This window comes from Janthinobacterium sp. AD80, from assembly GCF_002878455.1.
Lineage (GTDB): Bacteria > Pseudomonadota > Gammaproteobacteria > Burkholderiales > Burkholderiaceae_D > Janthinobacterium.
The window spans coordinates 43,648-57,322 of sequence record NZ_NRDQ01000075.1 but is presented as its reverse complement, the minus strand read 5'-3'; the positions used below and the strand labels follow the sequence as shown (position 1 = coordinate 57,322).

General features: G+C 63.4%; 12 protein-coding genes and 1 pseudogene. 4 read left to right on the top strand and 9 right to left on the bottom strand.

From position 1 onward, the window contains the following. Positions 1-613: pseudogene (locus JaAD80_RS15775) on the top strand (SEL1-like repeat protein); the annotation flags it as partial. 137 nt (positions 614-750) lie between these two features. Here JaAD80_RS15775 and JaAD80_RS15770 read toward each other — a convergent pair. The 4 genes from JaAD80_RS15770 to JaAD80_RS15755 all read right to left on the bottom strand — a co-directional run bounded on the left by JaAD80_RS15770 (position 751) and on the right by JaAD80_RS15755 (position 3,426). Further along, a complete protein-coding gene (locus tag JaAD80_RS15770) occupies positions 751-1,398 on the bottom strand; it encodes an FABP family protein (protein ID WP_102295351.1) in 648 nt (215 codons plus the stop codon). Between the two features lie 77 nt (positions 1,399-1,475). Then, entirely contained in the window at positions 1,476-2,000 is a 525-nt protein-coding gene (locus tag JaAD80_RS15765) for a hypothetical protein (protein WP_102295349.1), read from the bottom strand. Positions 2,001-2,002: 2 nt separating this feature from the next. After that, on the bottom strand, positions 2,003-2,806 hold the full coding sequence (gene map, locus JaAD80_RS15760) for a type I methionyl aminopeptidase (RefSeq protein ID WP_102295347.1): 804 nt from the start codon (positions 2,804-2,806) through the stop codon (positions 2,003-2,005). A gap of 23 nt (positions 2,807-2,829) precedes the next feature. After that, entirely contained in the window at positions 2,830-3,426 is a 597-nt protein-coding gene (locus tag JaAD80_RS15755) for a TetR/AcrR family transcriptional regulator (protein WP_102295346.1), read from the bottom strand. A 123-nt stretch (positions 3,427-3,549) separates the two neighbouring features. Here JaAD80_RS15755 and JaAD80_RS15750 point away from each other — a divergent pair, with 123 nt between their 5' ends. After that, entirely contained in the window at positions 3,550-5,064 is a 1,515-nt protein-coding gene (locus tag JaAD80_RS15750) for an AMP nucleosidase (RefSeq protein ID WP_102295344.1), read from the top strand. 212 nt (positions 5,065-5,276) lie between these two features. Here the strand turns inward: JaAD80_RS15750 and JaAD80_RS15745 are convergent, their stop codons facing one another. From JaAD80_RS15745 to JaAD80_RS15735, 3 genes are read right to left on the bottom strand one after another with little or no spacing between them, the layout of a single operon-like run. Continuing rightward, entirely contained in the window at positions 5,277-6,122 is an 846-nt protein-coding gene (locus JaAD80_RS15745) for an MBL fold metallo-hydrolase (protein WP_102295343.1), read from the bottom strand. Positions 6,123-6,144: 22 nt separating this feature from the next. Next, the gene (locus tag JaAD80_RS15740; RefSeq protein WP_102295341.1) at positions 6,145-6,465 is read right to left on the bottom strand and encodes a hypothetical protein; all 321 of its coding nucleotides are present in this window, start codon (positions 6,463-6,465) and stop codon (positions 6,145-6,147) included. A 7-nt stretch (positions 6,466-6,472) separates the two neighbouring features. Then, a complete protein-coding gene (locus JaAD80_RS15735; protein WP_102295339.1) occupies positions 6,473-7,018 on the bottom strand; it encodes a sugar ABC transporter in 546 nt (181 codons plus the stop codon). Positions 7,019-7,179: 161 nt separating this feature from the next. Between JaAD80_RS15735 and JaAD80_RS15730 the strand changes: the two genes are divergently transcribed. Continuing rightward, on the top strand, positions 7,180-8,070 hold the full coding sequence (locus JaAD80_RS15730; RefSeq protein WP_102295337.1) for a LysR substrate-binding domain-containing protein: 891 nt from the start codon (positions 7,180-7,182) through the stop codon (positions 8,068-8,070). Between the two features lie 19 nt (positions 8,071-8,089). On the opposite strand, the gene JaAD80_RS15725 is transcribed toward JaAD80_RS15730, so the two are convergent. Together JaAD80_RS15725 and JaAD80_RS15720 are read right to left on the bottom strand one after the other, a co-directional pair. Further along, entirely contained in the window at positions 8,090-8,560 is a 471-nt protein-coding gene (locus JaAD80_RS15725) for a DUF1854 domain-containing protein (protein WP_102295335.1), read from the bottom strand. A 2-nt stretch (positions 8,561-8,562) separates the two neighbouring features. Further along, positions 8,563-10,833, bottom strand: coding sequence for an ABC transporter ATP-binding protein (locus JaAD80_RS15720; protein WP_102295334.1), 2,271 nt, complete (start codon positions 10,831-10,833; stop codon positions 8,563-8,565). A gap of 510 nt (positions 10,834-11,343) precedes the next feature. On the opposite strand from JaAD80_RS15720, the gene cphA reads away from it, so the two are divergent. Further along, positions 11,344-13,521 (top strand): cyanophycin synthetase, encoded by a 2,178-nt coding sequence (cphA, locus tag JaAD80_RS15715; RefSeq protein WP_102295332.1) that lies wholly within the window; start codon positions 11,344-11,346, stop codon positions 13,519-13,521. Positions 13,522-13,675: the final 154 nt, after the last annotated feature.

The following is a 13,675-nucleotide window of genomic DNA, read 5'->3' as shown; positions in this document are numbered from 1 at the left end:
GCCTGTGCCTGACGCCAGCACGCCGAAAGCCGTCAAGCTGTATGAGAACGGCGACAAGGTGCAGGCGCTGGCCATGCTGGAAAGCCTGGTTGGCAAGGGCGACGCCAGCGCGTATGGTTTGTACGGGTGGATGCGGCTGATGGGCGAAGGCCAGGGCGGCGCCGTCACGGCGCCGACGGCGCAGCAGCGTGAAGCGCGCCAGGTGGCCGCCAAGCCGCTGATCGGCAAGGGCCTGCTGAAGAACGACAGCTATGCGCTGACGGCCAAGGGTGTGATGCTGGCCGAGGGCTGGCAGGAACCGCGCAACATGGCGCGCGGCATGGACCTGCTGAAACAGGCGGCCAACAAGGGCAATGCGCAAGCCATGCATCTGCTGGGCCTGTACAACGTGCGCGGCTACCAGATCCCCGTCAATCACAAGGAAGCGCGCAAATGGTTCACCCTGGCCGCCGACAAGGGCAGCGCGGGCGACATCTACAATCTGGGATTGATGGACTGGGAAGGCGCGGGCCTGAAACGCCCCGACCGCGCCAGCGCCATGCAGCGCTGGAAAATCGCCGCCGCCATGGGCGAGGAGCGCGCGATCAAGGCGGTGGCGCAGGGCAAGCCTTAAGGAGCACCTGAGAAAAAGCCCATGGCGTTGTTGCGTTGCCTGGCCGTACATTCGTACTGCCTGCGGCAGCGCGCCTGGCCCTGAGCATTGTTCAGGCGCTCGTGCAGCACGGCGGCAAGCGTCGCCGCTTTTAATTTTTATGCAGCGGCGGCCAGCGCCTGCAAGGCCATCGGATTCGGCGTCGGCTCGGCGACTTTTGTCAGCAGGTTGCGGTCCGTGTGGTGGAACGGCTCATCCTTGCCGCGGATCAGCATGACCGTGTCTTCGTCATAGCCCCACGTGCCATCGGCGTGGATGTCGACCTTGATGCGGTATTCGACGGTGGTGAACGCGTGTTCGAGGAAGGGGTTCGAGCAGATGCCGTAGGCCGTCGAATCGCGCCTGGCCACCAGTTCGAAACTGGTGGCGTCCGCCGTCGTCGTGCCGGACGCCATGGCGATCTGGCCGCGCGGGATGGCCAGCGTCTGGATCACGGCGCCCGTGGCCGGTTCCCACAGCCAGTAACCCACCTGCTCATGATACGTTTTGACTTGGTCCGGCTTGGTGATGTGGATGTAGTAGCGCAAGCCGTAGAACAGCTGCGGGCCGTTGGTGACGGGGTCGATCGGCTGCAGTTCGATGCGCTCGACAAACGCCTGCTTGCGCGGGCCATCGGCCTTCGGCTTGACGTCCAGGCCGCGCGTGCCGGTCCAGATGCCGGCCATGCCGGTCAGGGGACCCAGGTTATTCAAAGTGTGCACGTCGGCGGACGGCTCGGTGTAGATATCTTCGGGAAAATCGCTCATGCGGAAGTCTTCAAAATGGGGCAACAGTGCTTGCCGCCATTGTAAGACGCGCGCCGCCGGCGGCAAAGCGCCTGCCGTCAGGGAAAGTGCGGAATGTGGCGTTCGATGAACAGCAGGGCCGCTGCCGCCAGCGCGGGACGCTGCGTTTCAAACACGGCCGCATCGCGCGCCTGCAGCAGGCTGGCAGCCACCTCGGGCAGGTCCAATGCACCGGCGATGACCGCCGCCACCGCGTCGATATTGGCGTACAGGGCGCTGTCAAAACCTTCCCAGTCCACATAGGCCAGCCACTCGGCCAACATCACCATGCCGGCAACGGGCGGCGCCAGGGCCGCGATGCGCTCGACGCGCAGCACGCTGTCGCTGCCGATGTCTGCCTGCTGCAGCACGGCCAGCGCCACGTGCTGCAGCGCGTCGTCCGGGTCGCGCCCGTATTTGTTCAGCAGTCGCTGCGTGAGCGTATAGCGCTCGGCGTCGATGCTGCGCAGGGCGGCCGCCACGTCGTACGCGTGCAGCGCCAGGTGGCGCGCCGCGCATGCCGTATCCACGCCAGCCCTGGCGGCGGCGATCTCGGTGAGCTGCTGCCGGCGCGCCGCATCCATGCTTACACCAGCGGCTCGGTCGAACCGGTCAGGGTGAAGATTTCAAAGCCCGTTTCCGTCACGGCCAGCGAGTGTTCGAACTGCGCCGACAGCGAACGGTCTTTCGTCACGGTCGTCCATTTATCCGGCAAGACCTTGACCTGGTAGCTGCCCACGTTGAGCATCGGCTCGATGGTAAAGATCATGCCCGGTTCCAGCACGATGCCGGTGCCGGCGCGGCCATAGTGCAGCACTTGCGGCGTGTCGTGGAAGACCTGGCCCACGCCATGGCCGCAGAAGTCGCGCACGGAAGAAAAGCCCTGCGCCTTGGCCACGGCTTCGATGGCGGCGCCCACGTCGCCCAGGGTCGCGCCCGGACGCACGGTATGGATGCCGGCCATCATGGCTTCATACGCCGTGTTGACGAGGCGGTTGGCCAGGATGGACACGGCGCCCACCTTGAAGGTGCGGCTGGTGTCGCCGAACCAGCCATTGAACTTCGGCGTCACGTCGATGTTCAGGATGTCGCCCACTTTGAGGATCTTGGTCTCCGACGGGATGCCGTGCGTGACCACATGATTGACGGAGATGCAGCTGGCGTGCTTGTAGCCGTGGTAGTCGATGGTGCCGGGGATGGCGCCGGCGGCGCGCATGAACTCTTCGCACAGGGCGTCGAGTTTGGCCGTCGAGACGCCAGGTTTCACGAAAGGCGCGATGAAGTCGAGCGTGTCGGCGGCGATGCGGCCGGCCGCGCGCATGCCGATGAAGCCTTCTTCATCATGCAGGGGGATTTTCTTGCCGTGTTCAAGCTGGGTGGAATAGCGCATGGTTGTCTTCTTGGTTGTATTGGTTAGTGTGTGGTGTGGGCGGCCCAGCCGCGCACGGCGTCATGCGAGGCGCGCAGCATGGCGTCAACGCTGGCCGGGATCGGCCGCTCCTGGGTCAGGTAAGGCTTGACGACGGCCACGGGGGCGTCGATCAGCACGAATTTGAGCAGCATGTGGTCGAGGTCCAGCTCCGTGGTGCCGGGCATGGCTTCGGCGCAGCGGGCGAAGCAGGCGTCGAGCGCCGCCTGTTCTTCTTCCACGGCGGCCAGCAATTCCTCGCTGAGGCCGCCGTTGAAATCGGGGCTGTCCGCGCATTGCAGCAGGAAGCGCGCATACACGGGCTTGCGCCGGCACCAGTCCAGCAAGCCATGCACGCCGGCCCACGTGTCGCCGCCGAGCCAGCGGCTGGCCACTTCTTCGCGGAAGTCGCTTTTCACGCGCAGCCAGGCGCGCGCCAGGATGGCGTTGCGCGAATCGAAGCGGTGATACACGGAACCGATGGGTGCCCCCGCCTTGACGGCGATGGCGGCCATCGACACGGCGGCCACGCCGCACTGGGCGGCGACGGCGATCGCGCTGTCGATGAAATTGTTTTCGTTGAATTTAGCTAGTCTGACCATCCCAAATAGAATACAGATTCTATTTGAATTCGTCAAGCGCCTCCGTTCGGCGAGAACGGGACAAACAAGAGTTGCCTTGCTGCCTTACAATGGCATGCACGAACCGCCACAAGGAGAATCCGCTTGCTTACGCCCCCCTTCATCGCCTCCTCCCGCTTCGACGATCCACGCCTGGCATTGGAACAAGTGCAAGCCATCTACCGCAGCAGTATCGAACACTTGCGCGATGCGCTGCAGCGTTTTGTCGCCGGCGAAGACATGCACGAGCGCGTGCGCGCCTGCTACCCGTTCGTGCGCATCCAGACCGACACCGTGGCGCGCGCCGACTCGCCGCTGGCCTACGGCTTTGTCGCCGGCCCCGGCGTGTTTGAAACCACCCTGACGCGCCCCGACCTGTTTGGCGACTACTACCTCGACCAGTTTACCCTGCTGCTGAAAAACCATAACGGCGGCCAGAAGGTACACCTGGAAGTGGGCGTCAGCGCCCAGCCGATTCCCGTGCATTTCTCGTTCGCCGAGCATGACCACATCGAGGGCAATATGGACGCGGGCCGCCGCCTGGCCATGCGCGACCTGTTCGACCTGCCCGACCTGTCGGCCATGGACGACGGCATCGCCAACGGCACGCATGAACCGGCGCATGGTGAAGCGCAGCCGCTGGCGCTCTTCACGGGTCCGCGCGTCGATTATTCGCTGCAGCGCCTGCGCCACTACAGCGGCACCTCGCCGCAGCACTTCCAGAACTTCGTGCTGTTTACCAATTACCAGTTCTATATCGACGAATTCATCCGCCTGGGGCACGCCATGATGGAGCGTGCGCCCGATGCGGCCGCGCCATCGGACGATGACGGCTACATCGCCTTTGTCGAACCGGGCAACGTGGTCACGCGCAGGGTCGGCCAGACGGTGGAAAGCGAAGATGCGCTGGGCGCCGCCCCGCCGCGCCTGCCGCAGATGCCCGCCTACCACCTGCTGCGCGCGGACGGCAGCGGCATCACCATGGTCAATATCGGCGTCGGTCCGGCCAATGCGAAAACCATCACCGACCATATCGCCGTGCTGCGCCCGCACGCATGGCTGATGCTGGGCCACTGCGCCGGCTTGCGCACCACGCAAAGCCTGGGCGACTACGTGCTGGCGCACGCGTATGTGCGCGAAGACCATGTGCTCGACGAAGACTTGCCGCTGTGGGTGCCGATCCCGCCGCTGGCGGAAATCCAGCAGGCGCTGCAAACGGCGGTGGCGGAAATCACCCAGCTGACCGGGCATGACCTGAAACACATCATGCGCACGGGGACGGTGGCCAGCACGGACAACCGCAACTGGGAACTGCTGCCGCAGCGCACGCCGGAGCGCCGCTTCAGCCAGAGCCGCGCCATCGCGCTGGACATGGAAAGCGCGACGATCGCCGCCAACGGCTTCCGCTTCCGCGTCCCGTACGGCACCCTGCTGTGTGTGAGCGACAAGCCGCTGCACGGCGAAATCAAGCTGCCCGGCATGGCCAACCACTTCTACCGCGAAAGGGTCGACCAGCACCTGCGCATCGGCATCCGCGCCGTGGAACTGCTGCGCCGCCAGGGCGTCGACCGGCTGCACAGCCGCAAATTGCGCAGCTTTGCCGAGGTGGCGTTTCAGTAAACACGGCGATTCAGGAGAGAAGCCGGGGATTGCTCGGAACATGGCATTCTCCCGGCACGCTCACGCAAGGCCACGGCCCGGATTGCAGCCCCTTCAAGCAATCCGTGCCGCGCAAATGCGACAAGTTGATGCTCCCGTGGCATGCCGGCAATCGCCTGGACAAGATGCCCGTCAAGCTGGCTGGCGAACGAGGCATGCCTGGTCGCGCCGGTTCACCGTTGCGTCTCGTAATGCAGCGCATATGTCCCGCTGCTGCGCCTGATACGCGCAAAACCAAGTTCGCCCAGGTGCATGCCGGCGATCAGCAGTTTTTCGGAGCAGGCCAGGTCCAGCAGCCGTGAACGGGTGGTGGCTGCCGTGGCGGGGTCCTGGTCAAAAGCGATCGATACGTCCGGCCGCTCAATCTGGATATGCGGAAAATGCACGATATCGCCCCATACCAGCAAGCTTTGCGCATGCGATTCAAGCAGATATCCCGTATGGCCCGGCGTGTGGCCAAGCAGCGGCATCGCCTGTATGCCGGGAAGTACCTCACCGTCGAGGAAAGTACGCAGCTGCCCACGATAGCTGTCGAAAACGCGGCGCGCCATGGCGAAATTGCCCTTGGCACGCGCACTAGCCCGGCTGAGATTGCCGTCATCTTGCCAGAACGCCACTTCACCTTGATGCACGACAAGCTCCGCATTGGGAAAGCTGCGCTGTCCAGCCGCGTCGACCAGGCCACCCACATGATCGGGATGGGCATGGGTGAGCAGGATGGTGTCGATGGATGCGGCGTCTATGCCTGCGCGCAGCAAATTGTCGCGCAGCCGGCCACCCCATTGCTTGACGCCCCCCGCCCCGCCATCGATGAGTATGCTGCGGTGTGCGCTACGCACAATATAGCAATTGATGTGCACGGCGTCCGGCGCAGCCTGCCCTGCGGCGCCCTGCATGTTGGCGGCCTCGGCCGGATCGATATTCGACAAGAATTCGAGGCTGGCGGACAGGTAGCCGTCACTGACCGCGGTGACCGTGAAGTCGCCGACCAGCTGGTTTGGAAAGAGAGAGGGGGACATGTTTTTTTCTTTAGGAAACGTTTCAGTTAAACGCATCGATGGCCTCAGACGCAAAGCAGCGTATCCGCGCCGTCAAGCCGGCATGGCGCATGATGGCGCTGTCCAGTCCTTCCATGAATGCCTGCATCACCGCTGGCGTGCGACAGCCATCGATGCGGTATAGCAGTTCGGCAAAGACCGGATGACCATATCCGGGCCGCACGCCGACATACATGACATGCACTTTGCCGGGGGCCGCTTGCAGCACGCGCGTGCACAGTTCGACGCAGTCGCGCGACAGCAGTGCCAGCTTTGCGGCGCAGGGCATTTGCTCGGTAGCGATATAGACAGTGAGATTGGGCATGACAGGCCTATCGCGCCGGTGCGGCATCGGTAACGTCCGAACTTCTCAGCTGTTGCGTCATTGGCGCATACAGGAAGACGCCCTGGGGCATGGACTCGGCAAGCGGTGCATGTTGCCGAGGCAATTTTGCCAGCCAACGGCGTGGCGGCAATTGCTCGAGTGCCACGGCGCGCATGGTCAGGGGACTGAGCCCCAGCGCAAGCAGAGATTCCGGGCCCGTGGCACACAGCACCAGCAATTCGTCCGCTGCCACCGCTGGCGCCAGGCCGATATCGCTGTAGAGGTTACGGTGCCAGTCCGTGATGTGGCGCTGCCAGCTGGCGAAGTTTCCGCCGCCTTTCTGCCGGTATTCCTCTCCCGCCAGGACATCAAGGCCATCCATGGTATGGACGGCCAGGTAGACGGGGCAGCCACCGGTGAGCGCCTTGAAACGCTGCGAAGTGTGAAAGCCGCTCACGGAGATCAGGGCAGGGAGTTTTTCCAGCGTATAAAAATCGTTCCATTGCGCTTCGCTGCCGGGATCGGCAAAGCTGCATTCGACGGTATAAATCATCACATTATCCTTGGCATCAACGGTACATCGGCCTGCGAAACGCTGGCACTCATTGCACAAAGGTAATGGTAGTATGGTATTTTTGCCGTGAATAGCGATATAAAATCACCCTTCCATGATATTTACTCAAGCTCAAATTCTGCCCGCATCCGTAGCACGCCATGCGGCGTAAGATTCCCAGCAATACGGCACTGCTGGCCTTCGAGGCGGCGGCGCGGCACGGCAGCTTCGCCCGGGCGGCCGACGAGCTGTCGCTGACCGAGGGCGCAATCAGCCGCCAGATTGGCCGCCTGGAACAGTTTCTGGGAGTGGCACTATTCCAGCGCGTAGGCAACCGCGTGCGGCTGGCGCCAAGCGGCGCGCGCTATGCGGTACAAGTGCGCGAGATTCTGGAACGGCTGGAACGCGACAGCCTGTATTTGATGGGGCAACCCATCGACGGCGCGAGTATCGATATTGCCGCGCTACCGACCTTCGCCAGCCGCTGGCTGATCCCGCGTCTGAAACGCTTCAAGAACCTGCATCCGCACATTACCGTACATATCGCCGAACGCATGGAGCCCTTTGTCCTGGCCGGCAGCGGTTTCGACGCGGCGATTCATTTTGAACATCCGGCATGGACGGGGATGCATTGCCACCCCTTGCTGGAGGAAATTCTGGTCCCCGTCTGCAGCCCGGCACTGCTCGCCACCAGCGCCGGGATGTCGCTGGACGCCCTGCCGCTGCTGCACCGGCGCCAGAATCCGGACGCCTGGCAAGACTATGCCCAGGCGGCCGGCATCGGGCTGGCCAATCCTGCGGTGGGCCCCCGCTACGATCTGCACGCCATGTTGATTGAAGCGGCGCTCGCCGGCTTGGGCGTGGCACTGGTACCGCGACTGTATATCGAGGCGGAGCTTCGCCAAGGCCGCCTGGTGGCGCCCTGGCCGGATGGCCACACTATCAGCAAGAGATTTTGCCTGGTACTGCCCGAGCCTGTTGCCCTCAGCGCCGCCGCACTGCAGGCATTTGCGCAGTGGCTGCTCGAGGAGGCAAGGGCATCAAGGCCTTGACTGGCCCTGCTGGCGACACTTACAGGAAGCGGTCGAGTATCTTGCGCGTCGTCTTGTCGATATTAAACATGTCGCGTATCAGGAAGTGAATGCCGTGGTTGTCCGCGATCAGGAGCGACGCGGCGCCGATGCGGCGGATGTCTTCCTCGCCTTTCAGCACGAATTGCGTCTCGCCCCGGTCCGTGTCGACGTACCAGGTGCATGGCGTGGCGAAGCTGGACACGCTTTTCACGCGCGCGATCTCGGGCATGAATTCGCGCCCTTCCAGCTCTTCCTGCAGCAGGCTGCGGGTCGGCTCCGGCAAGGCGTCGACATGGTCGATCCATGCCACTTCCTTGCCATTGCCCAGCACCAGCGAAATGCCTTCGTCGGGCGACTGGATGGGAAAGGCGCGCACGGGCGCCACGCCTTCAAAAACCTGGCCGTCCGCGTCCGTCATCACCAGCTTGCCGAAGGTGTCGCGGTGTAATGTAAAAGTTGTGCTGGCCATGCTTATTCCTTGTCATCCAGGGCGAGTTCGTTATTGCGCGCCTGTGCTTCGTAGAGGCGGAAATAGGCGCCCTCTTTCGCCATCAGTTCATCGTGGCTGCCCACTTCGACGACCTGGCCACGGTCCAGCACCACCAGGCGGTCGGCGCGGTGCAGGGTCGACAGCCTGTGCGCGATGGCGATGGTCGTGCGGCCCTGCACCAGGTTGTCCAGCGCCTTCTGGATTTCCTTCTCCGTTTCCGAATCGACCGACGATGTGGCTTCATCCATGATCAGGATGCGCGGGTCGATCAGGAGGGCGCGGGCAATCGAGATGCGCTGGCGTTCGCCGCCGGACAGGCCCTGGCCGCGCTCGCCCACCATCGAATCGTAGCCTTGCGGCAGGCGCAGGATGAATTCATGCGCATGCGCGGCGCGCGCGGCGGCGATGATGTCCTGGCGCGTCGCGTGCGGCTTGCCGTAGGCGATGTTTTCCGCGATGGTGCCGAAGAACAGGAACGGCTCCTGCAGCACCAGGCCGATGTTGCGGCGGTAGTCGGAAACGGCGAACGAGCGGATGTCTACGCCGTCAAGCAAGATCGCGCCTTCCGAGACGTCATAGAAACGGCAGATCAGGTTGACCAGGGTGCTCTTGCCCGAACCGCTGTGGCCCACCAGGCCGATCATCTCGCCCGCCTTGATGTTCAGGGTGATGCCACGGTTGACGGCCCGGTTGCCATAGCGGAAACCGACTTCGCGCAGGTCGATGCGTCCTTCGATCTTCTCCAGCTTCACCGGTTGCGCCGGTTCCGGCACGCTCGACACGTGATCGAGAATGTCGAAGATGCGCTTGGCGGCGGAGGCCGATTTCTGCGTCACGGAGACGATGCGGCTCATGGAATCGAGGCGGCCATAGAAACGCGTGCTGTAGGCGATGAAGGCGGTCAGCACGCCGACGGTGATTTCGCCGCGCGACAGCTGCCAGATGCCGAAGCACCAGATGACCAGCAAACCCATCTCCGTCAGGAAGGAAACGGTGGGCGAGAACAGCGACCAGACCTTATTGAGCTTGTCGTTGACGGCCAGGTTGTGCGCGTTGGCGTCGCGGAAGCGGGCCGCTTCGCGTTTTTCCTGCGCAAACGCTTTCACCACGCGGATGCCGGGAATCGTATCGGCCAGCACGTTGGTCACTTCGCTCCACACGCGGTCGATCTTTTCAAAGCCCGTGCGCAGGCGGTCGCGCACCAGGTGGATCATCCAGGCGATGAAGGGCAATGGCGCCAGGGTCATGATCGCCAGCCACGGATTCATCGACCACAGGATCACGCCCGTCATGATGATCATCAGCACGTCGGAAGCGAAATCGAGCAAATGCAGCGACAGGAAGACGCAGATGCGGTCGCTGCCGCTGCCGATGCGCGCCATCAGGTCGCCCGTGCGCTTGCCGCCAAAGAATTCCAGCGACAGCTTCATCAGGTGTTCATACGTGGCCGAGCGCAAGTCGGCGCCCATGCGTTCGGACACCAGGGCCAGCACATAGGTCTTGCCCCAGCCCAGCAGCCAGGCCAGCAGGGCCGAGCCGAGCAAGCCGCTCATGTAGTACACCACCAGCCACGGGTCGATATGCTTGCCGTTTTGATACGGGATCAGCACATTGTCCATCAGCGGCGCCGTCAGGTAGGGCGGAATCATGTGCGCGGCGGTGCTCAGCAGCATCAGCATGAAGCCCAGGGCCAGCTGTCCACGGTAGGGATGGGCGAAGCGCCACAGCCGGAACAGGGTCCAGGTCGATGGCGGCGTATGCAGCACCTTGGCGCAGATCGGGCATTCTTCCTGCTCCGGCTCCAAGGGCGCCTTGCAGCTCGGGCACACTTCCTGTTCCGCTTCCAGCACGGGCTGGCCCGTCAGGTGGCTGTCGAGGCGCTCGACGAACTGCTCCAGCACGCGGATGGCGTGCAGGTTCTGGCCCAGGGTAAAACGCCACGACGCCAGGCGGCCGTGGTCGTCGAACAGTTCCAGGTGGCCGACGCCGGCGTGATCGTGGTGCGTGAGACGCAGTCCGGGGCGGAAAGACCAGCTTTTCCAGGCGCTTTCGCCCGGCGAACGGGCCAGCAGGCGCTTCTCGGTGACAACTATTATGCCTTTTGTGAAACGTAATCGCGCATCGAGGTCAACCTCAACGCTACTTAAAACGTTCTCCCCTGGAGAAAGGTTGCTTTCCACTTCCGCCAGCCAGTGTTCAGGCAGTGATGTGAGGGGGATAGTTGTTGCAGGAACACTCAGTTCAGTTGTCATCGTAAAGCATACTCCGGCTCGAGGCCAAGCCCTTCACAGGGCGGGATTTGGGGGATGGGGCAAGTGCCCTATCAATGTTTGTGTACTGCGCGATGGCGGGGTTGATGCACCAGTGGCAATTTCCTGTATTGTATCGAATGGATGCTTCCCGGTAAGGAATGATGGCAAAACGGCGTAAAAAAACGCGCGATCGTGACAGGAAGTACCAGCCGGGCGCGGCGCTTTTGCAACGCCGGGCCAGCGCTGAAGTATACAACAGCTGGAAGCCAGGCAAATGTCTCGGCCAGGATACAGGATGGTGTGTTTTTAATAATAATGGCAACATTTAGTAACAATTAGAGCGGCAACACCAGCAGAATACGAGAGGCAAACGCGACAAGAGACCGCTAAAGGTGGCACACTGCGCATACCCGGGATAAAGAACCAAGCACGAGCCTGAAAAGTCTCTGTAAAGCCAACATAAAGTATCTGGCGCCCAGACGCCTGGCTTGTTATCAAGAAACCACTTACATGATCAAGAAGAAGAACATCGAATTTGTCCGCGTCACCCACTTGCGCGGCCCCAACATCTGGACTTACCGCCCGGTGATTGAAGCCTGGGTCGACATCGGCGAACTGGAAGATTACCCATCGAACACCCTGCCCGGCCTGTACGAGCGTCTCGTCGCATGGCTGCCTGGCATGATCGAACACCGCTGCGGCGTGGGCGAACGGGGCGGCTTTTTCGAGCGCCTGCGCGAAGGCACGTGGTCGGCCCACATCCTCGAGCACGTGGTGCTGGAGCTGCAAAACCTGGCCGGCATGCGCACGGGTTTCGGCCAGACGCGTTCGACCAGCCAGCGCGGCGTCTACAAGATGGCCTTCCGCACACGCGAAGAACACGTCGGCCGCGCCGCCCTGGCTACCGCCCGCACCATGCTGATGGCCGCCATCAACGATGAAGCCTTCGACCTGGAAGCGGCCCTGGTGCCGCTGCGCGACATGGTCGATTCGCGCTGCCTGGGCCCGAGCACGGCCAGCATCGTCGATGCCGCCACCGAACGCCGCATCCCTTCGCTGCGCCTGAATGACGGCAACCTGGTGCAACTGGGCCATGGCGCCGCGCAGCGCCGCATCTGGACGGCCGAAACGGACCGCACCAGCGCGATCGCCGAAGGCATCGCCAGCGACAAGGACCTCACCAAATTCCTGCTCAAATCGTGCGGCGTGCGCGTGCCCGAAGGCAGCCTGGTACGCAGCGCCGAGGCGGCGTGGGAAGAAGCGCAGGACATCGGCGTGCCTGTCGTCGTCAAGCCGTATGACGGCAACCATGGCCGCGGCGTGTCGCTGAACCTGATGACCGAAAGCGACGTGAAGGCCGCTTATGAGCTGGCCGCGCGCAAGGGCGACAGCTCGGCCGTGCTGGTGGAAAGCTTCATCACGGGCGACGAACACCGTCTGCTCGTCGTCGGCAACAAGCTGATCGCGGCCGCCAAGGGCGAATCGCTGTGGGTCGATGGCGACGGCACCTCCACCGTGCTGGAACTGGTGAACGCGCAAATCAATACCGACCCGCGCCGCGGCGAAGGCGAGGATTTCCCGCTGGGCACCGTCAAGCCGCATGAATCGGGTGAAATCGTGCTGGAACTGCAGCGCCAGGGCATGACCGCCCTGTCCGTGCCGCAGGCCGGCCAGAAAGTGCTGATCCAGCCGAACGGCAACGTGGCCATCGACGTCACGGACGACGTGCATCCGTCCGTCGTGCATGCGGCCCTGCTGGCCGCCCGCGTGGTGGGCCTGGATATCGCCGGCATCGACCTGGTCACAAAAGACATCACGCGTCCGCTGGAAGAGCAGCGCGGCGCCATCATCGAAGTCAATGCCAGCCCTGGCCTGCTGGCGCACATCAAGCCGGGCGTGGGCCAGCCCCGCCCTGTCGGCGCGGCCATCGTCGACCACCTGTTTGCGCCAGAGGAAACGGGCCGCATTCCGCTGATTGGCGTGACGGGCACGCGCGGCGCCAGCCTGATCGTGCGCATGCTGTGCAAACTCCTTAATCTGTCCGGTCTGCACACGGGCGCCGTCTGCAGCGAAGGCATGTACCTGGACCAGCGCCGCGTCGTCAGCAGCGATTGCGTGAACTGGGACGCGGGCCAGCGCCTGCTGCTCAACCGCACCGTGCAGACCGCCCTGTTCGAGAGCAATCCGCGCATGATCCTGGCCGAAGGCCTGGCCTACGACAAATGCCAGGTCGGCATCGTGACGGACATGGGCAGCCTCGATAGCGTCAAGGACTTCGACGTGCTCGATGATGCGGGCCTGTACAAGGTCGTGCGCAGCCAGGTCGACGTGGTCGTGCCGAGCGGCGTGGCCGTGCTGCACGCGGCCCACCCGCAAGTGCTGGAACTGGCCGAGCTGTGCGACGGCAGCGTGACCCTGTACGCGCAGGATGGCAGCCTGCCCGCCATCGCAGCCCAACTGGCAGCGGGGCAGCGCGCCGCTTTCGTGCGCGGCAACCATATCGTGCTGGCCGAAGGCGGCATCGAAACGGTCCTGCTGTGCCTGGACCTGCTCAAGCCTGCCACCGCCGGCAATGTCGACAGCGTGCTGGCCGTGGCCGCCGCCGCCTGGGCCCTGAACCTGCCCGTCGACCTGATTTGCGCCGGACTGCGCACCTTTGACGCGGCGCCCGGCTGCATCGGCAATTGAAAACCAGAGACGTCAAACCAAACCTACTGCGCCTCGCGATTTGCGGCCTCCGATGCTCACTGTGCATCCGCACAGCTCCGCTTCTCGGCCACAAATCCCATCTGCTCGCTACGGTTTGATTTGACGTAAAAGCCCGGCTACGGCCGGGCCCACA

Excerpts from the sequence above, each read along its gene's own strand:
- JaAD80_RS15770 (WP_102295351.1), bottom strand. The coding sequence starts at position 1,398 with ATGAGCGATTTTCCCGAAGATATCTACACCGAGCCGTCCGCCGACGTG.
- JaAD80_RS15765 (WP_102295349.1), bottom strand. The coding sequence starts at position 2,000 with ATGGATGCGGCGCGCCGGCAGCAGCTCACCGAGATCGCCGCCGCCAGG.
- map (WP_102295347.1), bottom strand. The coding sequence starts at position 2,806 with ATGCGCTATTCCACCCAGCTTGAACACGGCAAGAAAATCCCCCTGCAT.
- JaAD80_RS15755 (WP_102295346.1), bottom strand. The coding sequence starts at position 3,426 with ATGGTCAGACTAGCTAAATTCAACGAAAACAATTTCATCGACAGCGCG.
- JaAD80_RS15745 (WP_102295343.1), bottom strand. The coding sequence starts at position 6,122 with ATGTCCCCCTCTCTCTTTCCAAACCAGCTGGTCGGCGACTTCACGGTC.
- JaAD80_RS15740 (WP_102295341.1), bottom strand. The coding sequence starts at position 6,465 with ATGCCCAATCTCACTGTCTATATCGCTACCGAGCAAATGCCCTGCGCC.
- JaAD80_RS15735 (WP_102295339.1), bottom strand. The coding sequence starts at position 7,018 with ATGATTTATACCGTCGAATGCAGCTTTGCCGATCCCGGCAGCGAAGCG.
- JaAD80_RS15730 (WP_102295337.1), top strand. The coding sequence starts at position 7,180 with ATGCGGCGTAAGATTCCCAGCAATACGGCACTGCTGGCCTTCGAGGCG.
- JaAD80_RS15725 (WP_102295335.1), bottom strand. The coding sequence starts at position 8,560 with ATGGCCAGCACAACTTTTACATTACACCGCGACACCTTCGGCAAGCTG.
- JaAD80_RS15720 (WP_102295334.1), bottom strand. The coding sequence starts at position 10,833 with ATGACAACTGAACTGAGTGTTCCTGCAACAACTATCCCCCTCACATCA.
- cphA (WP_102295332.1), top strand. The coding sequence starts at position 11,344 with ATGATCAAGAAGAAGAACATCGAATTTGTCCGCGTCACCCACTTGCGC.